The sequence below is a fragment of the Actinophytocola xinjiangensis genome (genome assembly GCF_001921215.1).
Classification (GTDB): Bacteria; Actinomycetota; Actinomycetes; order Mycobacteriales; family Pseudonocardiaceae; genus Actinophytocola; species Actinophytocola xinjiangensis.
On the sequence record NZ_MSIF01000012.1, the window covers coordinates 222,602 to 241,053 of the forward strand.

Genomic DNA, 18,452 nt, shown 5'->3' on the forward strand with positions numbered 1-18,452 from the left:
CCAGACCCCCGGGCGAACCCACCACCCCGACCCCTCAAACACCCCACAACCCCAACAAACCAACCCCACCCAACAGGTAGGTAGACCCCCACCCACCACGGGGGGCGTCCCTTGGCCAGTCTATCGGGGAGAAGGGGGTGGGGGAGGGGGTGTTGGTCGTGGTTGTGGATAACTGGGGGCGTGGTTGGGGGTGGCGGTGTGGCCGCGATGATGGTGGGCGTGCGTGGAGGATTGCTGGTCGCCGGTACGTCGTCGGATGCCGGTAAGAGTGTGGTGGTCGCTGGGGTGTGTCGGTGGCTGGCGCGCCAGGGGGTGCGGGTGGCGCCGTTCAAGGCGCAGAACATGTCCAACAACTCGGCGGTGACGCCCGATGGCGGCGAGATCGGGCGCGCGCAGGCGATGCAGGCCGCCGCGTGTGGGTTGGAGCCCAGTGTGCGGTTCAACCCCGTCCTGCTCAAACCTGGGGCGGACAACAGCTCTCAGGTGGTGGTCCTCGGCCGGCCGGCGGGGCAGGTCGGCGCACTGTCCTACCGCGACCGGCGGGCCGCGCTGGCCGACGTCGTACTGTCCACATTGGACGAGCTGCGGGCGGAGTTCGACGTCGTGGTGTGTGAGGGGGCCGGCTCCCCGGCGGAGATCAACCTGCGGGCGGGGGACATCGCCAACCTCGGGCTTGCCCGGGCGGCGGGTCTGCCGGTGCTGGTCGTCGGCGACATCGACCGGGGCGGCGTGCTGGCCCACCTGTTCGGCACGCTGGCGATCCTCGACCCGGCTGACCAGGCGCACCTCGCGGCGTTCGCGATCAACAAGTTCCGGGGCGACCCCGCGCTGCTCGCCCCCGGACTGACCAGGCTGACCGAACTGACCGGGCGCCCGGTGCTCGGCGTCCTGCCCTGGCACCCCGACCTGTGGCTGGAGGCCGAGGACTCGCTGTCCTACACCGCCGACGGTGTCATCGGCCGTCCCGCGCCGCCGGTGGGGGAGCAGTGGCTGCGGGTCGCGGTCGTGCGGTTGCCCCGGATCTCCAACGCCACCGACGTGGAGGCCCTGGCCTGCGAGCCGGGGGTGTCGGTGCGGTTCGTGACCGAACCGTCACGGTTGGCCGACGCGGACCTGGTCGTCCTACCGGGCACCAAGGCCACCGTTGACGACCTGCGCTGGCTGCGCTCCCAGGGGCTGGCCGACGCGATCACCAGCCACGTTCGCGCCGGCCGGCCCCTGCTGGCGATCTGTGGCGGCTACCAGATGCTGGCGGGCACGATCGTCGACGGCGTCGAGTCGGGCGCTGGTGAGGTCCACGGACTCGGCCTGCTTGATCTCACCGTGACCTTCGCGACCGCCAAGACCCTCGCCCGGCCCAGCGGAACCGCGTTCGGTGAACCTGTCTCCGGGTACGAGATCCACCACGGGCAGGTCACCCGCCGGGGGTCGGTGCCGCCGCTGGTCGACACCGCCGACGGGCCCGAGGGCGCGTTGTCCGGCGCGGTCGCCGCCACCCACTGGCACGGGCTGCTCGACAACGACCCGTTCCGCCGCGCCCTGCTGCGCTGGGCCGCCGCCCACGCCGGCCGCCACCGCTTCCGGCCCGCCGAGGACACCGACGCCACCGCCACCCGCCAGGCCCAGCTCGACCTGCTCGGCGACCTCGTCGCCGAGCACCTGGACACCGACGCCCTCACCAGCCTGATCGACCACGGCGTGCCCGCAGGCCTGCCGACACTGACGGTCAGTCCAGGGGAAGATCCAGGGGGAGGGCCAGCAGCGCGTTCTCGATGAGTTCCGGCACCGACGGGTGGATCCAGTACTGGCCCCGCGCCATGGACCGCGCGTCCAGGCCGAAGCTCATCGCCTGGATCAGCGGCTGGATCAGCGTCGCCGCCTGCGGGCCGATGATGTGTGCGCCCAACAACAGGCCGGTCGCCGGGTCGGCCAGCACCTTCGCGAACCCGGTGGTGTCCTCCATCGCCCAGCCGTAGGCGATGCCGGCGTAGTCCCGCGTCCCGGTCACGTACCGGACCCCGGCCGCCCGCGCCTGCTCCTCGGTCAACCCCACCGACGCGACCTGCGGCGAGCTGAACACCGCGTGCGGCACGAACCGGTGGTCGGCGGTCACCGGCTCGTCGGGGTGCAGCAGGTTGTGCTGCACGACCCGCGCCTCGTGGTTGGCGACGTGCTTGAGCTCGTAGTGCGACGAGACGTCGCCCAGCGCCCACACGCCCCGCGCCGTGGTGGCCTGGGTGTCGTCGACGACCACGTGACCGGTCGGGTCCACCTCGACGCCGGCGGCCGGCAGGTCCAGCAGGTCCGAGTTGGGCACCCGGCCGACGGCCACCAGCAGCAGGTCGGTCTCCAGCGACGTGCCGTCGGTCAGGTCCACCCGGATCCCGCCGTCGACCGCCCGCGCGCCGGTGGCGGTCGTCGACGCCCGCAGGTCCCAGCGCTCGCGGGCCAGCTCGGTGAACCGCGCGCTGATGTCGGCGTCCTCGTGGCGCAGCATCGCCCCCGAGCGGCCCAGGATCGTCACGTCCACACCGAACGACGAGAACACGTGCGCGAACTCGGCGGCCACGAAACCGGTGCCCACGATCGTCATCCGCCGGGGCAGCTCGTCCAGGCGCATCACCGTGTCGCTGGTGTGGTGGGGCGCGTCGGCCAGTTCGTCGGGCACGACCGCGCGGCTGCCCGCGGCGATCACCACCCGGTCGGCGGTCAGGTCGGCGGTCGACCCGTCGGCCAGGTCGACGCGCAGCGCGCGCGGGCCGGTGAACCGGGCGGTGCCCTCGAAGACCGTGACGTTCTCGTTGTCCCGGTGCGTGCGGCGGTACTCGCGGCCACCCCGGGCGATCGGGTCGATGCGGCCGAAGATCCGGTCACGCACCTCGGCCCAGCGCACGTCCCGCAGCTCCAGGTCGACCCCCAGCTTGCCGGCCGAGGCCGGGGTCGACGCCAGGTCGGCGGTGTGCACGAACATCTTCGTCGGGATGCAGCCCACGTTGAGGCACACGCCGCCGAACGTGCCCTTCTCCACGATCGCCACCCGCCAGCCGGCGAACCGCTTGTCGAGGATCGAGTTGCCGGAACCGGTGCCGATGATGACCAGGTCGAAGTGCGTCACACGTCCTCCAACCCCGTCACCACCGGCGGGCATTCCCGGGTGGCTCAGTGCTGGTAGGTCGGCGTGATGATCGCGCGGGCCAGGGTGTGGAAGGCCAGGTTGAAGCTCACCACGGCGGCCGACGCGTCCGGCGTGACGTCCAGCGCGTCCACGTCGACCGCGTGCACCACGAAGTAGTACCGGTGCACCTGGTCGCCCTGCGGGGGAGCGGAGCCGCCGTAGTCGCGGGTGGAGAAGTCGCTGCGCACGTGGAAGGCGTCGCCGGGCAGGCTGTCGTCGCCGGCCCCGGCGCCGGCCGGCAGCTCGGTGGTCGACGCGGGCAGGTTCACCGCGATCCAGTGCCAGAAACCGCCGGGGATCGGCGCGTCCGGGTCGTAGCAGGTGACCACGAAACTCTTGGTGTCCGCGGGGAAACCCGACCAGGACAGCTGCGGCGAGAGGTTCTGGCCGCCGGCGCTGTGGTGCACCGCGCTCATCGGCAGCTGCTGCCCGTCGGTCACGTCGGTGGAGGTCACGGCGAACTCGCCGACGGCCGGCAGCAACGTGTAGGGGTCAGGCGAAACGGGACGCTCCAGGCTCATCGTCGTCTCCCGGTGGTGATCTTTTGGTGAGCGCCGTTCACCCTAGTCTGCCCGCATCGGCCCCGCCGGGTCCGGATCCGGCCTACCCTGGCCGTGACCGAGGGAGTGGTGTCAGTGAGCGACGAAGACGCGCGGGCCGACGAGTTGGAGCCCACGACCAGGGTGCGGTTCCCGGGGATCAGCCCGAGGGCCTACGAACACCCGGCCGACCGGGGAGCGATGGCGACCTTACGGGCGGTGCCGGGGGTGACCTCGGTGCTCAAGGCGGTGGCCGGCATGTGGAACGAACGCGCCGAGCGGTTGTTCGCGGTGGCCTCGTCGATCCGGGTCAGCGACAACCAGTACCCGAGGATCAACCGGATGCGGGTGGACTGCGCCGAGACCCTCGACCTGGACACCACGCCGGACCTGTTCGTGGCGCGCAGCCCGATCGCCAACGCCTACGCGATCGGCATCGACAAGCCGTTCATCGTGCTGACCACCGGGCTGGTCGAGGCCATGGACCGGGACAGCCTGCGGGTGGTGATCGGCCACGAGACCGGGCACATCCTGTCCGGGCACAACGTCCTGCGCACGCTGCTGATGCGGCTGCTTCGCCTGCAGGCCACCGTGTCCTGGATGCCGATCGGCGCGCTGGGGCTGCGCGCGGTGATCGCCGCGCTGCTGGAGTGGTACCGCAAGGCGGAGCTGACCGCCGACCGCGCGGGCCTGCTCTGCGGGCAGGACCCGGCGGCGGCGTTGCGCCAGCACGTGTACATGGCCGGCGGCACCAGCATGGACGACATCGACATCCCCGAGTTCATGGCGCAGGCCAAGGAGTACGAGGAGGTCGACGACATCCGCGACAGCATCCTCAAGCTGTTGACGGTGGAGAACATGAGTCACCCGTTCTCCGTGGTCCGGGCCGCGCAGTTGCAGCGCTGGGCGGCCTCGGAGGAGTACCGGGCGATCCTCGCCGGGGACTACCTGCGCCGCGACGACGACGCCCCGTCCAGCTCGATGATGGACGACATCAAGTCGGCCGGACGCTCCTACAAGGACTCCTGGTCGAACTCGACCGACCCGCTGACCAAGGTCCTCAGCGACGTCGGCGAGGCCGTCTCTGGCGCGGCCGGCAAGGTGTTCAACCGGTTCGGCGGCGGAGGGTCCACTTCGGACACCGACAACGAGGGGAACGACCGGAACTAGACCGTGATCCCCCGGTCCTCGGCGAACACCTTGCGGCACACGGAGGCGCAGAAGCCGTAGGTCCGGCCGTCGTGGGTCAGGGTGAACGGCGCCTTCGCCAGCTCGATCGTCATGCCACACACCGGGTCGATGACGCTTCCCTCCGGTGCCTCGTCCCGCTGGCCGGAGGAGCGGTACTCGTCGGTGATCATCCTGGTGACATCACTGCCGGTCGTCACGCGGCCGAGTGTGCCGAGGTTGTGTTCGCGCAGGTCGACGACGTGCACGACGCAGTGCGGCTCCCGGCTCAGGCGCTCGGGGTCGTCCTCGAAGGACGCGATGATCTCGCTGATCCTCGGGACGGCGTACTCGCCGAACTTGTTGCTGCTCCACGAGCCGGGGATGGTGAGCCGGACGAGGTAGCGGGTGCCGTCCGACCCGCCGGTCGCCCAGGTGACCGGATCGTGCACGAGGACGTGGGTGAGTTCACGGGCGTTGGCGACCACCGAGTCGGGTGCGCCGCCCTCGCCGACGAGATCGTGCAGCAGCCGCTCGGCGAGTTCGTGCTTGTGTGGCAGGGCGCGGTTGGTGAACACCTCGACGGTCATCATGGGTGGACCTCCTTGGGTACCAGGCTGAGCAGTTCGTCGACCGACCACTGGTCGTTGGCGTGCACCCCGAGCTTGCTGGCGAGGTGGGTGCCGTCGGGGGCGATCAGGAAGTCGCCGGGCAGGCCGAGCCGGCCGCCGGCGACGCGCAGCGGCGGTGGCCGGTCGCCCCGGCGCAGCAGGGCGATGCTTCCGCGCACCATGCCCGGCCAGGCCCCGGGGTGCAGCAGCGAGCGGGGCGCGGACTCGACGCCGTACTCGCGGTAGAGGTGCCGCCGCGGGTCGGCGATCACCGCGAACGGCAGGTCGCCGGCGTGGACCAGCAGTTCCTCGGTCGGGGAGTGGAACACGACGACCTCGCGGAGGCCGGCGGCCTCGATCTGGTCGTGCCGGGCGACGATCGAGCGCAGGTGCAGGTTGCAGATCGGGCAGCCGGCGAACCGGCGGAACTGCAGGTGTACGAGGCGGTCCGGATCGGGTAACGGCACCGGGGTGCCGTCGATGGCGGTGAGTGTGCGCAACGGGTCCTCCCGCGTAGGTGTACAACGTACATCTACGGTTTAGCGCGTACCTTGTACGCTGTCAACTCGTGCCCCGACCACGCTCGCTGACCAGGCAGGGAATCGCCGCCGCCGCGCTCGCGGTGATCGACCGCGACGGCCTGGACGCGCTCACCATGCGCACCGCCGCCAGGGAGCTCGGCGTGGCGACGATGTCGCTGTACCGCTACGTCGCCGACCGCGACGAGCTGGAGGTGCTGGTCATCGACCACGTCGTGGCGGACCTGGACCTGTCGGTGCCGGACGCGGGCTGGCGCGAGCGGCTCACGGTGCTGGCCGGGCGGCTGCGGGCGGCCAGCTGCGCGCACCGGGGTGTGGTGCCGCTGCTGCTGCGCCACCGGCACACCTCGCCGGCGGCGCTGCGCTGGATCGAGGCGACGCTCGGGGTGCTGACCGAGGCCGGGTTCACCGGCCGGCGGCGGGTCGTCGCCCAGCGCACGCTCGTCGCCTTCGTGTTCGGGGCGTTGCAGAACGAGTACTACGGCCCGCTCGCCGGTGCCGGTACCGCCGCCATGGCCCAACTGTCCATAAAGGACTTCCCGGTACTGGCGGCGACCGCGAGGCAGGCCAGGGAACTGTCCCCGGAGGAGGAGTTCCACGACGGACTGGCCGCCGTCCTGGTCGGCCTGGAACGCTCGGGCGTCGAAGAACCCAAATAGCGCAACGGTTTTCACCACATCGGGCGACATGGTCAACTTGCTCGTGCGGACGCCCGCGCGAAACTCTTGGCGGCGCACTGTCGACCATCATGAGGAGTTGGACATGGGAGTAACCTCCCGGTTCGCGCGGCTGTTGCTGGCCGCGGTCGTGGCCGCCACCGGCGCGGTCGCCGCAGGAGTGGCCCAGGCTGGTGCCGAGGAACGGATCGTCGGCGGATCACTGGCCAACATCGAGGACTACGGGTACACCGTCTATCTGTCCACACAGGACGGATTCCAGTACTGCGGCGGCACGCTGGTCAGCCAGGACAAGGTGGTCACCGCCGCGCACTGCTCCGCCGGCAAGGCCGCCTCGGAGATCCTCGTGGTCGGCGGACGGGAGGACAAGGACAGCGTCGAGGGCACCGTCTCCCCGGTGCGCGGCATCTGGGTGCACCCCGGCTTCACCGACATCCGCTCCGGCGCGGACATCTCGGTACTCACGCTGGCCACCCCCATGCCCTACGACACCGCCCCGCTCGCCACCCCCGACGACACCCCGCTGTACAGGCCGGGCGTGGTCGGCGTGATCCTCGGCTGGGGCCGCACCGCCGCCGACGGCGCCGTGTCCCCCCAGCTGCGCAGGGCGAGCGTGCCGCTGGTCGCCGACACCAGCTGCCAGCAGGCCTACCCGTCGTTCCTGCCGGCGTCGATGGTCTGCGCCGGGCTGCCCCAGGGCGGCATCGACACCTGCCAGGGCGACTCCGGCGGACCGCTGACCGTCAGCGGCGTGCTCGTCGGCGTCACCTCCTGGGGCGAGGGCTGCGCCGAACCCAACCGGCCGGGCGTCTACACCCGCGTCGCCGCCTATGCGGATGAACTCGCCGCCCAGATCTGATATCCAGCAGGGGTGACCGATCTGCGTTTCGCCGGGGGCGACGAACTGACCGCCGCCGAACTGTATGCCCTGCTCACCCTGCGTACGCGGGTGTTCGTGGTCGAGCAGCAGGCGCCCTACCCCGAGCTGGACGGGCGCGACCTGCTGCCCGACACCGAACACATCTGGTACCCGTCGTCCGGCGAGCCGCAGGCCTACCTGCGCCTGCTGCGTGAACCGGACGGCGGGTGGCGGATCGGCCGGGTCTGCACCACCCGGGCCACCCGGGGAACCGGCCTCGGCGCGCGGGTGATGACCGCCGCCATGGACCGCATCGGCGACGACCCGGCCGTGCTCGACGCGCAGACCTACGCCACCGACTTCTACGCCCGCTTCGGCTTCACCACCGAGGGCGAGCCCTACGCCGACGAGGACGGCATCGAGCACATCACGATGCGCCGGCGCGCGGTGGAGCGCAGCGGGTGATCACCTCGACCGCCCGGTCGACCTCGCCCTCGGTCAGGTCGGCGCGGGCGGTCAGCCGCAGCCGGGACACCCCGTCGGGCACCGACGGCGGACGGAAACAGCCCACCCACACCCCGGCCGACCGGCAGTCCTCCGCCCAGCGCAGCGCCGCCTCCGGCGTCGGCGCGAGCACCGACACCACCGCCGCGGCCGGCTCGGTCGCCCGCAGCCCGGCCGCGCGCAGCCGCTGGGACAGGGCCAGCGCGTTGCCCCGCACCCGGCCCGGCAGGTCCGGCTCGTCGCGCAGGATGTTCAGCGCGGTCAGCGCGGCGGCCGTGCTCGCCGGCGCCAGACCGGTGTCGAAGATGAAGCTGCGGGCCGAGTCGACCAGGTGCTTGATCACCCGCCGGGGCCCGAGCACCGCCCCGCCCTGGGCGCCCAGCGCCTTGGACAGGGTCACCGTGGTCACCACGTCCGGCTCGCCGATCAGGCCGGCGTCGGCCACCGCGCCCCGCCCGCCCTCACCCAGCACACCGAGGCCGTGGGCGTCGTCGACCACCAACGCGGCCCTGGTCTCCCGGCACGCCGCGTGCAGCGCGGGCAGCGCCGCCAGGTCGCCGTCGACGGAGAACACCGAGTCGGTGACCATCAGCGCGCGCTCGGTGCGCCGGGTGCGCAGCGCGTGCGCCGCCGCCGAAGGGTCGCCGTGCGCGACGACCGCGACGTCGGCGCGGGACAGCCGGCAGCCGTCGATCAGCGAGGCGTGCAGGTAGGCGTCGGTGACGATCGCGCTGCCCTTGCCGGACAGCGCGGTGACCGCGCCCAGGTTGGCGGTGAACCCGGAGGAGAACACCAGCGCCGCCTGCGTCCCGCAGAACGAGGCCAGCTCGTGCTCCAACTCGGTGTGCGCCTCGATGGTGCCGGTGACCAGCCGCGAGCCGGTCGCGCCCGCGCCCCAGCGCAGGGTCGCCGCGGCCGCCGCCCCGGCCACCCGCTTGTCCCGGGACAGGCCGAGGTAGTCGTTGCCCGCCAGGTCGAGCAGGTCGGAGTCGGGGCGGCGGGGGCGCAGCGTGCGGGTCAGGCCGGCCCGCCGCCGCTCGTCGGCGCGGGTGTCCAGCCAGTCGAAAACCGAGGTCACGGGCACGAGTCTGACATTGCGCCGATCGGTCCCGGCTCGAGGCTGGCACATCGCGCCGCCGGTAACGGTTCGGCATGATCCTTGCCCGATTTCGCCGAGAGCCGTTACCGTCCGTTCCGGACGTGATCGACGTCACGTGCACAGGGTCGGGGATGGTTCGGGGTCAGGGGCTCATCGCGGAGCGGCCGTGCCGACGAACGTGCCAACCTCACCGCCGGTCCTGGCGGTGGCCAACCTGGAGGTCGTCTACGACGACGTCGTCCTGGTCCTGCGCGGGCTGTCCCTGGAGGTGCCGGCGGGCGCGGTCGTCGCGCTGCTCGGGGCCAACGGCGCCGGCAAGACCACGCTGCTGCGCGCGGTCACCGGCCTGCTGATCGCCCACCGGGGCCGGATCGTCAAGGGCTCGGTCACCCTCGACGGCACCGACGTCACCGGGGCCGACCCGGCGCGGGTGGTGCGCGGGGGCGTCGCGCAGGTCATGGAGGGTCGGCGGGTCTTCGCCGAGATGACCGTCGAGGAGAACCTGCGGGCCGGCGCGCACAGCCGCCCGCGCGCCGAGTACCGCGAGTCGCTGACCAGGGTGTTGGACCTGTTCCCGGCCCTGGCCTCCCGGCGGCGGTCCACCGCCGGCTACCTGTCGGGCGGCGAGCAGCAGATGCTGGCCATCGGCCGCGCGCTGATGGCCAGCCCGAGGCTGCTGCTGCTCGACGAGCCCTCACTGGGTCTCGCGCCCCGGCTGGTCGAGCAGGTCCGCGACATCGTCGAGCGGATCAACCAGCAGGGCACCAGCGTGCTGCTGGTCGAGCAGAACGCGGTGATGGCGCTGTCGATCGCGCACCACGGCTACGTGCTGGAGGTCGGCAAGGTCGTGCGCGACGGCCCGGCGGCCGACCTGCTGGTCGACGAGGACATCCGCGAGTTCTACCTGGGGTCCACCGAGGGTGGGCGGCGCTCGTTCGCGCAGGTCAAGAGCTACCGGAGGAAGAAGCGATGGAGCGCGTGAGCCCGCTGCTGGCGGTGGCGGACCTGAGCCTGCGTTTCGGCGGGGTGACCGCGCTCGATGGGGTCGGCTTCGAGGTCGCCCGGGGCGAACTGTTCGCGGTGATCGGCCCCAACGGCGCCGGCAAGACCTCGATCCTCAACTGCCTCAACGGGGTCTACCGCCCCCAGCGCGGCACGATCACCCTGGCCGGGGAGCGGATCGACGGCCGCTCACCGGCCGCGATCGCCGGGCTGGGGGTGGCCCGCACGTTCCAGAACCTCGGCCTGTTCGAGCAGCTGACGCTGGTGGAGAACCTGATGCTGGGCCGCCACCACCTGATGCGCACCGGGATGCTGGCCGGGATGGTCTGGTGGGGCCGAGCCAAGCGCGAGGAGATCACCCACCGCGCGGCCGTCGAGGAGATCGTCGAGCTGCTGGAGTTGGAGCCCTACCGGCACACGCTGGCCGGCCTGCTGCCCTACGGCGTGGCCAAGCGCGCCGAGCTCGGCCGGGCGCTGGCGATGGCGCCGACACTGCTGCTGCTCGACGAGCCGGTCGCCGGGATGAACGTCGAGGAGACCGAGGACCTGGCGCGGTACCTGGTGGAGGTCCGCCGCGAGCTGGGCGTGGCGATGATCCTCGTCGAGCACGACATGCGACTGGTGATGGACCTGGCCGACCGGGTGCTGGCGCTGGACTTCGGCGTGCCGGTCGCCACCGGCACCCCGGCCGACATCCAGCGCGACCCGAAGGTGATCGAGGCCTACCTCGGGGGTGGCGTGTGACGCTGACCGATCCGTCCGCCGCCGACCAGCTGACCGACGCCGCGACCCTGCCGGCGCGGCTGCTCGAGCACGCCGCCGCCACGCCGGGGCGGGTGGCGCTGCGGGACAAGCACCGGGGGCGCTGGCGGCAGTGGACCTGGGCCGGCTACGCCGAGCGGGTCGCCACGGTCGCCGCCGGCCTGCGCACCCTGGGCGTGGGGCCCGGTTCGCGGGTGGCGATCCACGCGGGCAACCGGCCGGAGTGGGTGATCGCCGACCTCGCCGCGCAGGGCCTCGGCGCGTGCGGTGTCGGGGTGTACCCGACCTCGCCGGCCGCCGAGGTGTCCTACCTGCTGGCGCACTCGCGGGCCGAGGTGCTGATCGCCGAGGACGAGGAGCAGCTGGACAAGGCGCTGGCCGTGCGGGCCGACCTGCCGCTGCTGCGCCACCTGGTGGTGATGGACCCGCGCGGGCTGGACCTGACGGCGCTGCCCGGCGTGCTGACCTTCGCCGATCTGGAGGCCCGGGGCGCCACCCCGGACGCGGTGCCGGCCTTCGCCCGGTCGGTCGCCGCGCTCGACCCGGACGCGACGGCCGTGCTCGTCTACACCTCGGGCACCACCGGGCCGCCCAAGGGCGCGATGATCTCGCACGCCAACCTGGCCGCCGCCGGCCGCTCGTTCGTCCAGCTCGGCGCGGTCCCGGGCGACGAGGTGCTCAGCTACCTGCCGCTGTGCCACGTCGCCGAGCGGCTGATCTCGGTCATCGACGCCGTGTGGGCCGGCCTGGTGGTCAACTTCGGTGAGGGCGGAGCGTCGTTCCCCCAGGACCTGCGTGACGTGCAGCCGACGTTGTTCCTCGGCGTGCCCCGGGTGTGGGAGAAGATGCTGGCCGGCGTCGAGATCCGGATGGCCGACGCGTCCCGGCTCAAACGTCTGCTCTACCGGGGGTGCCTGCGTCAGGGCCGGCGGATCGCGCCCCGGCGGATGCGTGGGCGCGCCGGTCCCGGCGACCGGCTGGTCGGCCTGCTGTGCGAACTGCTGGTGTTCCGCGCGCTGCGGGAGAAGCTGGGCATGGTCCGGGTGCGGGCGGCGATCAGCGGCGCCGCGCCGATCGCCCCGCAGGTGCTGGAGTTCCTGTGGGCCATCGGGATCCCGGTCCGCGAGGGCTACGGGCAGACCGAGAACACCGCGTTGGGCACGCTCAACCCCGAGGGCGACATCCGGCTGGGCACCGTCGGCCGGCCGCTGCCCGGCGTCGAGGTGCGCATCGCCGACGACGGCGAGATCCTCACCCGCTCGGCCGGGGTGTTCGGCGGCTACCTGGACGACCCCACGGCCAGTGCCGAGACCGTCGACGCGGACGGCTGGCTGCACACCGGCGACGTCGGCGAGCTGGACGCGGACGGGTACCTGCGGATCACCGACCGCAAGAAGGACATCATCATCACCGCCGGCGGCAAGAACGTGTCCCCGTCGGAGATCGAGAACCTGCTGAAGGTCTCGCCGTTCGTGCGGGAGGCGGTGGTGGTCGGCGACCGGCGCCGCTACCTGAGCGCCCTGGTCGGCATCGAGCTGGACACCGTCGGCGACTGGGCCGCCCGCCGGGGCCTGGCCTACACCACCTACGCCGACCTGTCCGCCAAGCCGGAGGTGGTCGCGCTCATCGACGAGGTCGTCCGCGCCGCCAACGCCCAGCTGGCGGCCGTCGAGCAGGTCCGGCGCTGCACGCTGCTGACCAGGGAGCTCGACCACGAGGACGGTGACCTGACCGCCACCCAGAAGGTCAGACGCGCGGCCGTCGCGCGGCGCTTCGCCACCGAGATCGAGGCGATGTACCGATGAACGCCCTGCTCACCAACGTGTTCGCCGGGCTGGCGCTCGGGTCGACCTACGCCCTGGTGGCCCTGGGCTTCGTGGTGATCTTCAAGTCCACCGGGGTGATCAACTTCGCTCAGGGCGGCCTGCTGGCCCTTGGCGCCTACCTCGGCTACACCTTCGCCGGCGACCTCGCCCTGGCCTTCGGCGTCGCGGTCGTGCTGGCCTGCCTGGCCGCCGCGGTCGCCGGCGCCAGCGTGGAACGGTTGGTACTGCGGCGAATGGTCGGCCAGCCGCCGTTCGCGGTGATCATGATCACCATCGGGCTGCTGTTCGTCATCGAGCCGCTGATCACCGCGATCTGGGGCTTCCACACCCTCAACGTCCCCAACCCGTGGAACATCCGGACCGTCGAGATCGGCGGGCTGGTGCTCGGCGTACGGGACCTGTGGACGATCGGGCTGACCGCCGTGGTCGTCGTCGGCTTCTTCCTGTTCTTCCGGTACACCGCCTTCGGCCTGGCCATGCGGGCCACCGCGTTCGACCCGGAGGCCGCGCTGGCGCAGGGGATCAGCGCGCGCCGGGTGTACGCGGTGTCCTGGGCGATCGCCGCCGCGCTGGCCGCGCTCGCCGGGATCACGCTGGCCGCCGGGCCGGGCGGGCTGTCGCCGTCGATCAGCTTCATCGCGCTGGCCGCGTTCCCGGCGATGATCCTCGGCGGGCTGGACTCCCCGTCCGGCGCGGTGCTCGGCGGCCTGATCATCGGCCTGGCCGAGGCGCTCACCCGGGGCTACCAGGACCAGCTGTTCTCCTGGGCCGGCTCGAACGTGTCGGTGATCGTGCCCTACGTCCTGATGATCGTCATCCTGCTGATCCGGCCCTACGGGCTGCTGGGAACCAAGGACGTGAGGCGGATCTGATGGCACGGGCCGTGAAACCGCACCGCAACCTCGTCCTGGACTACTCCCAGGACCTCCGGTTGTTCGGTACCCCGTTGGCGCGCACCGGACTCGGGCTGATGCTGGTCACCCTGCTCGTGCTGCCGACCGTGGTCCAGGACGACTTCTGGCTGTCGGTGCTGATCTACTCCGGGATCACCGCGATCGGCGCGATCGGGCTGAACCTGCTGACCGGCTACTGCGGACAGATCTCGCTCGGGCACGCGTTCTTCATCGGCGCCGGCGCCTACTGCGCGGCACTGGCCGGCGGCCGGGCCGGGTTGCCGCTGCCGCTGTGGCTGCTGGTCTCGGCGCTGGTCGGTGCGGTGCTCGGCGGCCTGATCGGGCCGTTCGCGCTGCGGCTGCGCGGGCACTACCTGGCGATCATCACCCTCGGGCTGGTGTTCATCGGCGAGCACCTGTGGCGCAACCTGCGCGAGGTCACCGGCGGCAACAACGGCACCTCGGTCCTCGCCCAGGCCACCATCGGCCCGGTCGACCTCGGCGCGCTGGAACTGGCGGGGGAGAGCTACTCGCGCAACCAGGGCTGGTTCTGGCTGGTGTGGGTGCTGGTGGCGGTGATCGCGTTGCTGGCCAAGAACATCGCGCGCACCCGGCCCGGCCGCGCGTTGCGCGCGGTCCGCGACCACGACCAGGCCGCCGAGGTGATCGGCGTGCGCGCCGGCCGGTACAAGGTCGGCGCGTTCATGGTCTCCAGTGCGATCGCGGCGGTGGCCGGCGCGCTGTTCGGCGCCTACCAGCAGCACGTCACGCCGGACGAGTGGACCCTGCTGCTGTCGATCCAGTACATCGCGATCATCATCGTCGGTGGGCTGGGCACGGTGTTCGGCTCGATCCTGGGCGCGGTGTTCGTCGGCGCGCTGCCGGCGCTGATCGAGGAGTACTCCGAGTACATCCCCGGGGTGGCCGACTCGGCCGGCGGTGACGGGTTCATCAGCGTGTTCGCGCTCAACCAGGCCATCTTCGGGCTGCTGATCGTGGTGTTCCTGGTCTTCGAACCCCGGGGGCTGGCCGGCATCTGGTTCCGGGTCAGGGCCTACTTCAGGACCTGGCCCTTCTCCTACTGAACGCTTGGAGGCGTCGACATGCGGACGAGGTGGCGGGGGCTGGCGGCCGGGTTCACCGGCCTGGTGTTGGTGGTGAGCGCCTGCGGCGGCGCGGGGCAGGACGACGACGGGGGCGGCGGCCAGGCGGGGGAGCCGGTGCCCACCACCGGCTTCGACGGCACGACCATCAAGCTCGGTGTGCTGACCCCGCTGTCCGGGACGGTCGCGGTGATCGGCCAGCCGCTGACCGCCGGCAACGAGGTGTGGTTCGAGGCGCTCAACGCCCAGGGCGGCGTCGCCGGCAGGTACCCGGTGGAGCTGGTGCAGGAGGACACCCAGTACCAGCCGGACGTCGCCGTGCAGCGGTACAACAAGATCAAGGGTGACGTGGTGGCGTTCACCCAGGTCCTGGGGACCGCGCCGACGCTGGCCGTGCTGCCCCAACTGCGCACCGACCGGATCCTGGCGGCGCCGGCGTCGCTGGACGCGTTGTGGGTGCGGGAGGAGAACCTGCTGCCGGTCGGCGCGCCGTACCAGGTGCAGGCGATCAACGCGATGGACTACTGGTTCGCCGACGGCGGCGGGTCCACCAGCGACCGGATCTGCACGATGATCCAGGACGACGTGTACGGCGAGGCCGGCCAGCAGGGCATCGACTTCGCCGCCGACAAGTACGGGTTCTCGGTCACCAACACGCAGAAGTTCAAGGTGGGTACGGAGAACTACGCCGGGCAGATCGGCGCGCTGGCCGGCGCGGGCTGTCAGGTCGTGTTCCTGGTGGCGACCCCGTCGGACGCCGCGCGGATCTGGGGGACCGCCGCCCAGGCCCGGTTCGCGCCGCAGTGGTTCGGCCAGTCGCCCAGCTACACCGGGGCGCTGGCGCAGTCGGCGATCGCGCCCTACCTCCAGCAGTCGGTGCTGATCGTGGCCGAGGGCACGGAGTGGGGCGACGAGTCGGTGCCCGGCATGAAGCGGATGGTCGCCGACCTGGAGGCGCACGCGCCCGACGAGCCGCCGGACTACTACTTCGCGTTCGGCTACAACCAGGGCCGGGCGATGACCGAGGTGCTGGAGAAGGCGGTCGAGCTGGGTGACCTGTCCCGCGACGGGATCCTGGAGGCTTCCCGCCAGCTCGGTACGGTCGGTTTCGACGGTCTCACCGGCGACTACCGCTACGGGCCGGCCGCCGAGCGGAATCCGCCCAGGTCGACGACCATCTTCCGGGTCGACCCGAGCAAGCCGTTCGGCCTGGCCACGGTGGCCTACCTGCTGGAGTCGGAGGCGGCCCGGCAGTACGAGTTCAAGAAGGCCGATCTCTGATACTGATTACTTGGAAATTTTCCCCCACCGATCCTTTCGGGCATGGTCGAATTGGTCGCATGACGGCAACCGTGACCGTGGTCGGCGTGAACGGGCACAACCTCCCGCCAGGGGTGGAATCCGCCATCGCCGCCGCCAGGCTCGTCGTCGGCAGCCGCCCGGCGCTCCAGCGCTGGTCGGCCACCGCACGAGCCGCCGGCGGCGGCAGCGCGGCGATCCACGACCAGCCGCGCACCATCGAACTGACCACGCCCGACGTGATCCCCGACCCCACGCTCGCCGAGCTCGCCGCCGCCGTCGAGGCCGACGAACCGGTCGTCGTGCTGGTCGCCGGCGACCCCGGCTACTTCGGCGTGCTGCGCGCGCTGCGTGGCCACCGCCTGCCGACCGTGTGCTGGCCGTCGGTGTCCTACCTGCAGCGGGTCGCCGCCATGATCCAGCGGCCGTGGGACGACGTCACCGTCGTCAACGCCGGCGACGGCGGCCTACGCCGCGCGGTCAACCTGTGCCGCGCCCGGCCCGCGGTGTGCGTCTACACCGCGCCCGGCGCCGGCCCGGCCGAACTCGGCACCGAACTGGTCGGCTGGCGCCGCACGCTGGTCGTCGTCGAGGACCCCGGCGGGCCGGCCGAACGGCTCTCGATCGTCGACCCGGCCGAGGCCACCGCCCGCACCTGGGGCGAACCGGCCGTCGTGCTCTGCCTCGCGGACCTCGACCAGGTCGGCACCGCCGGCTGGCTCGCCGGCGGCGAACCGGTGCCACCGGCCAACGGCTGGGCGCTGCCCCAGGACGAGTTCACCCACCGCGAGGGCTTCGGCAGCCAACCCGAGCTGCGCGCGCTGGCCCTGGCCAGGCTCGCGCCCCGCCCGGGAACACTGGTGTGGGACGTCGCCGCCGGCTCCGGCGCGCTGGGGGTGGAGGCCGCCCGACTGGGCGCGGCGGTGATCGCCGTCGAGCACGACCCCGGCCTGTGCGTGCGGATCATGGCCAACGCCAAGCGCTACGGCGTGGACGTGCGCCTGGTGGACGGCCAGGCCCCCGAGTCGCTGGCGGGGCTGCCCCGGCCGGACGCGGTGTTCGTGGCCACCACCAGACCCGACGTGCTGGCGGCCTGCGCGGGCGCCGGCGCGCACCGGATCGTCGTCGAGGTCCGCGACTTCGGCGGCATCGGCCCGGCCCGCGACGTGCTCGCCGACGCCGGCTACACCGTTGATGGACGGCTGCTGTTCGCCGCGCCGATCGAGGGCCTCGCCAGGGGATCGGCCGGCATCGAACAGGCCGCCTCGACCCTGCTGCTGTGGGGAACCCGCCGCTGAACCGACCCGGTTGTTCCTGACCGTCACAGGCTGTTGGTGGTGAAGTTCAGCCGATCGTCTGATGGTCGTTCACGTTCGTGTTTGCCCTGGTCGTAGCGCGAAAACCGACGCAACTACCCCGATCGGACTACTACGAACGGGCGTTGTGGCTAGTGGTGAGCGCCTTGTAGCCATGAGTCAACCCGTGAGGACTCGCGCTCGCGGGAGCGAACAAGGGAGAAGAGACTATGGCTGAGGCAAGGCGCCTACGCCGCCTGGTCGGGGTTGCCACAGCGGTTCTCGCGTCGGTTCTCGCGTCGGTCGGAATGTCGGCCATGTCGACCGCGAGCGCGGACGACGTACCGGACACCGTGCAGCCGTTGATCATCGGTGGCGAGGAGACCACCACCGAGGAAAACCCGTTCGTGGTCGCACTGACCACGCCGGACGGGTTCCAGTTCTGCGGCGGCACGATCGTCGCACCGACGAAGGTGCTCACGGCCGCGCACTGCACCGAGGGAACGGACCCGGCCGAGATCCAGGTGGTCGCCGGCCGCACCGATCTCACCGGCGACGCGGGCACGGTCGCCGGCGTGACCGACATCTGGATCCACCCGGAGTGGGACTCCGCGGCGCTGACCAACGACGCCTCGGTGCTCACCCTGGACGCCAGCCTCACCGAGACGCCGATCGCGCTGGCCTCCCCGGAGGACACCGACCTGTACCGGGAAGGCGCCGACTCGACGGTCTTCGGCTGGGGCGTGACCGACACCGGCTCGCCCTCCGACACCCTGCGCAAGGTCACGATCCCGGTGACCGCCGACGACACCTGCGGTGAGTCCTACCCGGACTCGTTCGTCGCCGAGTCGATGGTCTGCGCCGGGCTGCCCGAGGGCGGCAAGGACAGCTGCCAGGGTGACTCCGGTGGCCCGCTGGAGGGCGTCGCCGCCGACGGCACCCGCAAGCTGATCGGCATCGTGTCGTGGGGCCAGGGCTGCGCCGAGGCCGGCTACTACGGCGTGTACGGCCGGGTCGCGGCCTTCCACGACCTGATCCAGGAGCAGATCGGCTGACACCGCCGCGTCCTGCCGGGGCCGTTCCCGTTCGCGGGGGCGGCCCT

Annotated in this window: 18 protein-coding genes; 13 read left to right on the plus strand and 5 right to left on the minus strand. The window is 72.0% G+C overall.

Annotation, left to right across the window (positions count from 1 at the left end; genetic code table 11):
* Nucleotides 1-210: 210 nt before the first annotated feature.
* Nucleotides 211-1,776 carry a cobyric acid synthase gene (locus BLA60_RS24040; protein ID WP_075135277.1) on the plus strand — a complete coding sequence of 522 codons (1,566 nt, stop codon included), beginning with the start codon at nucleotides 211-213 and terminating at the stop codon, nucleotides 1,774-1,776.
* On the opposite strand, the gene BLA60_RS24045 is transcribed toward BLA60_RS24040, so the two are convergent.
* Nucleotides 1,727-3,115 (minus strand): mycothione reductase, encoded by a 1,389-nt coding sequence (locus BLA60_RS24045; RefSeq protein WP_075135218.1) that lies wholly within the window; start codon nucleotides 3,113-3,115, stop codon nucleotides 1,727-1,729. The genes BLA60_RS24040 and BLA60_RS24045 overlap by 50 nt on opposite strands.
* A gap of 44 nt (nucleotides 3,116-3,159) precedes the next feature.
* Nucleotides 3,160-3,696, minus strand: a complete 537-nt coding sequence (locus BLA60_RS24050) for a YbhB/YbcL family Raf kinase inhibitor-like protein (protein WP_075135219.1) — start codon at nucleotides 3,694-3,696, stop codon at nucleotides 3,160-3,162.
* 114 nt (nucleotides 3,697-3,810) lie between these two features.
* Between BLA60_RS24050 and BLA60_RS24055 the strand changes: the two genes are divergently transcribed.
* Nucleotides 3,811-4,884, plus strand: a complete 1,074-nt coding sequence (locus BLA60_RS24055; protein WP_245812115.1) for a M48 family metallopeptidase — start codon at nucleotides 3,811-3,813, stop codon at nucleotides 4,882-4,884.
* Here BLA60_RS24055 and BLA60_RS24060 read toward each other — a convergent pair.
* Nucleotides 4,881-5,474 carry a YHS domain-containing protein gene (locus tag BLA60_RS24060; protein WP_075135220.1) on the minus strand — a complete coding sequence of 198 codons (594 nt, stop codon included), beginning with the start codon at nucleotides 5,472-5,474 and terminating at the stop codon, nucleotides 4,881-4,883. The two genes, BLA60_RS24055 and BLA60_RS24060, sit on opposite strands and share 4 nt — an antisense overlap.
* Entirely contained in the window at nucleotides 5,471-5,992 is a 522-nt protein-coding gene (locus BLA60_RS24065) for a peroxiredoxin-like family protein (RefSeq protein WP_075135221.1), read from the minus strand. Before BLA60_RS24065 ends, BLA60_RS24060 begins: the two co-directional genes overlap by 4 nt.
* Nucleotides 5,993-6,060: 68 nt before the next feature.
* Between BLA60_RS24065 and BLA60_RS24070 the strand changes: the two genes are divergently transcribed.
* The 3 genes from BLA60_RS24070 (at nucleotide 6,061) to BLA60_RS24080 (ending at nucleotide 8,032) form a co-directional block, all read left to right on the plus strand.
* Entirely contained in the window at nucleotides 6,061-6,690 is a 630-nt protein-coding gene (locus BLA60_RS24070; RefSeq protein WP_075135222.1) for a TetR/AcrR family transcriptional regulator C-terminal domain-containing protein, read from the plus strand.
* 103 nt (nucleotides 6,691-6,793) lie between these two features.
* Nucleotides 6,794-7,567, plus strand: a complete 774-nt coding sequence (locus BLA60_RS24075) for a S1 family peptidase (RefSeq protein WP_075135223.1) — start codon at nucleotides 6,794-6,796, stop codon at nucleotides 7,565-7,567.
* A 12-nt stretch (nucleotides 7,568-7,579) separates the two neighbouring features.
* Nucleotides 7,580-8,032: a GNAT family N-acetyltransferase gene (locus BLA60_RS24080; RefSeq protein WP_075135224.1), complete on the plus strand. Its 453-nt coding sequence runs from the start codon at nucleotides 7,580-7,582 to the stop codon at nucleotides 8,030-8,032.
* Here BLA60_RS24080 and BLA60_RS24085 read toward each other — a convergent pair.
* Entirely contained in the window at nucleotides 7,995-9,200 is a 1,206-nt protein-coding gene (locus BLA60_RS24085; protein WP_075135225.1) for an 8-amino-7-oxononanoate synthase, read from the minus strand. The two genes, BLA60_RS24080 and BLA60_RS24085, sit on opposite strands and share 38 nt — an antisense overlap.
* 136 nt (nucleotides 9,201-9,336) lie before the next feature.
* Between BLA60_RS24085 and BLA60_RS24090 the strand changes: the two genes are divergently transcribed.
* From BLA60_RS24090 to BLA60_RS24125, 8 genes are all read left to right on the plus strand, one after another.
* On the plus strand, nucleotides 9,337-10,152 hold the full coding sequence (locus BLA60_RS24090; RefSeq protein ID WP_245812117.1) for an ABC transporter ATP-binding protein: 816 nt from the start codon (nucleotides 9,337-9,339) through the stop codon (nucleotides 10,150-10,152).
* Entirely contained in the window at nucleotides 10,140-10,916 is a 777-nt protein-coding gene (locus tag BLA60_RS24095) for an ABC transporter ATP-binding protein (protein ID WP_075135226.1), read from the plus strand. The genes BLA60_RS24090 and BLA60_RS24095 overlap by 13 nt, the downstream gene beginning before the upstream one ends.
* Nucleotides 10,913-12,739, plus strand: coding sequence for an AMP-dependent synthetase/ligase (locus BLA60_RS24100; protein ID WP_084735216.1), 1,827 nt, complete (start codon nucleotides 10,913-10,915; stop codon nucleotides 12,737-12,739). Before BLA60_RS24095 ends, BLA60_RS24100 begins: the two co-directional genes overlap by 4 nt.
* The gene (locus tag BLA60_RS24105; RefSeq protein WP_075135227.1) at nucleotides 12,736-13,632 is read left to right on the plus strand and encodes a branched-chain amino acid ABC transporter permease; all 897 of its coding nucleotides are present in this window, start codon (nucleotides 12,736-12,738) and stop codon (nucleotides 13,630-13,632) included. The genes BLA60_RS24100 and BLA60_RS24105 overlap by 4 nt, the downstream gene beginning before the upstream one ends.
* Nucleotides 13,632-14,738 carry a branched-chain amino acid ABC transporter permease gene (locus tag BLA60_RS24110; protein ID WP_075135228.1) on the plus strand — a complete coding sequence of 369 codons (1,107 nt, stop codon included), beginning with the start codon at nucleotides 13,632-13,634 and terminating at the stop codon, nucleotides 14,736-14,738. Before BLA60_RS24105 ends, BLA60_RS24110 begins: the two co-directional genes overlap by 1 nt.
* Nucleotides 14,739-14,756: 18 nt before the next feature.
* Nucleotides 14,757-16,037 (plus strand): ABC transporter substrate-binding protein, encoded by a 1,281-nt coding sequence (locus BLA60_RS24115; RefSeq protein ID WP_075135229.1) that lies wholly within the window; start codon nucleotides 14,757-14,759, stop codon nucleotides 16,035-16,037.
* A gap of 59 nt (nucleotides 16,038-16,096) precedes the next feature.
* The gene (locus BLA60_RS24120) at nucleotides 16,097-17,353 is read left to right on the plus strand and encodes a bifunctional cobalt-precorrin-7 (C(5))-methyltransferase/cobalt-precorrin-6B (C(15))-methyltransferase (protein WP_075135230.1); all 1,257 of its coding nucleotides are present in this window, start codon (nucleotides 16,097-16,099) and stop codon (nucleotides 17,351-17,353) included.
* Nucleotides 17,354-17,667: 314 nt separating this feature from the next.
* Nucleotides 17,668-18,405: a S1 family peptidase gene (locus BLA60_RS24125; RefSeq protein WP_245812118.1), complete on the plus strand. Its 738-nt coding sequence runs from the start codon at nucleotides 17,668-17,670 to the stop codon at nucleotides 18,403-18,405.
* Nucleotides 18,406-18,452: the final 47 nt, after the last annotated feature.

Excerpts from the sequence above, each read along its gene's own strand:
- BLA60_RS24040 (WP_075135277.1), top strand. The coding sequence starts at position 211 with ATGGTGGGCGTGCGTGGAGGATTGCTGGTCGCCGGTACGTCGTCGGAT.
- BLA60_RS24050 (WP_075135219.1), bottom strand. The coding sequence starts at position 3,696 with ATGAGCCTGGAGCGTCCCGTTTCGCCTGACCCCTACACGTTGCTGCCG.
- BLA60_RS24060 (WP_075135220.1), bottom strand. The coding sequence starts at position 5,474 with ATGATGACCGTCGAGGTGTTCACCAACCGCGCCCTGCCACACAAGCAC.
- BLA60_RS24075 (WP_075135223.1), top strand. The coding sequence starts at position 6,794 with ATGGGAGTAACCTCCCGGTTCGCGCGGCTGTTGCTGGCCGCGGTCGTG.
- BLA60_RS24085 (WP_075135225.1), bottom strand. The coding sequence starts at position 9,200 with ATGTGCCAGCCTCGAGCCGGGACCGATCGGCGCAATGTCAGACTCGTG.
- BLA60_RS24095 (WP_075135226.1), top strand. The coding sequence starts at position 10,140 with ATGGAGCGCGTGAGCCCGCTGCTGGCGGTGGCGGACCTGAGCCTGCGT.
- BLA60_RS24105 (WP_075135227.1), top strand. The coding sequence starts at position 12,736 with ATGAACGCCCTGCTCACCAACGTGTTCGCCGGGCTGGCGCTCGGGTCG.
- BLA60_RS24110 (WP_075135228.1), top strand. The coding sequence starts at position 13,632 with ATGGCACGGGCCGTGAAACCGCACCGCAACCTCGTCCTGGACTACTCC.
- BLA60_RS24115 (WP_075135229.1), top strand. The coding sequence starts at position 14,757 with ATGCGGACGAGGTGGCGGGGGCTGGCGGCCGGGTTCACCGGCCTGGTG.
- BLA60_RS24120 (WP_075135230.1), top strand. The coding sequence starts at position 16,097 with ATGACGGCAACCGTGACCGTGGTCGGCGTGAACGGGCACAACCTCCCG.
- BLA60_RS24125 (WP_245812118.1), top strand. The coding sequence starts at position 17,668 with ATGTCGACCGCGAGCGCGGACGACGTACCGGACACCGTGCAGCCGTTG.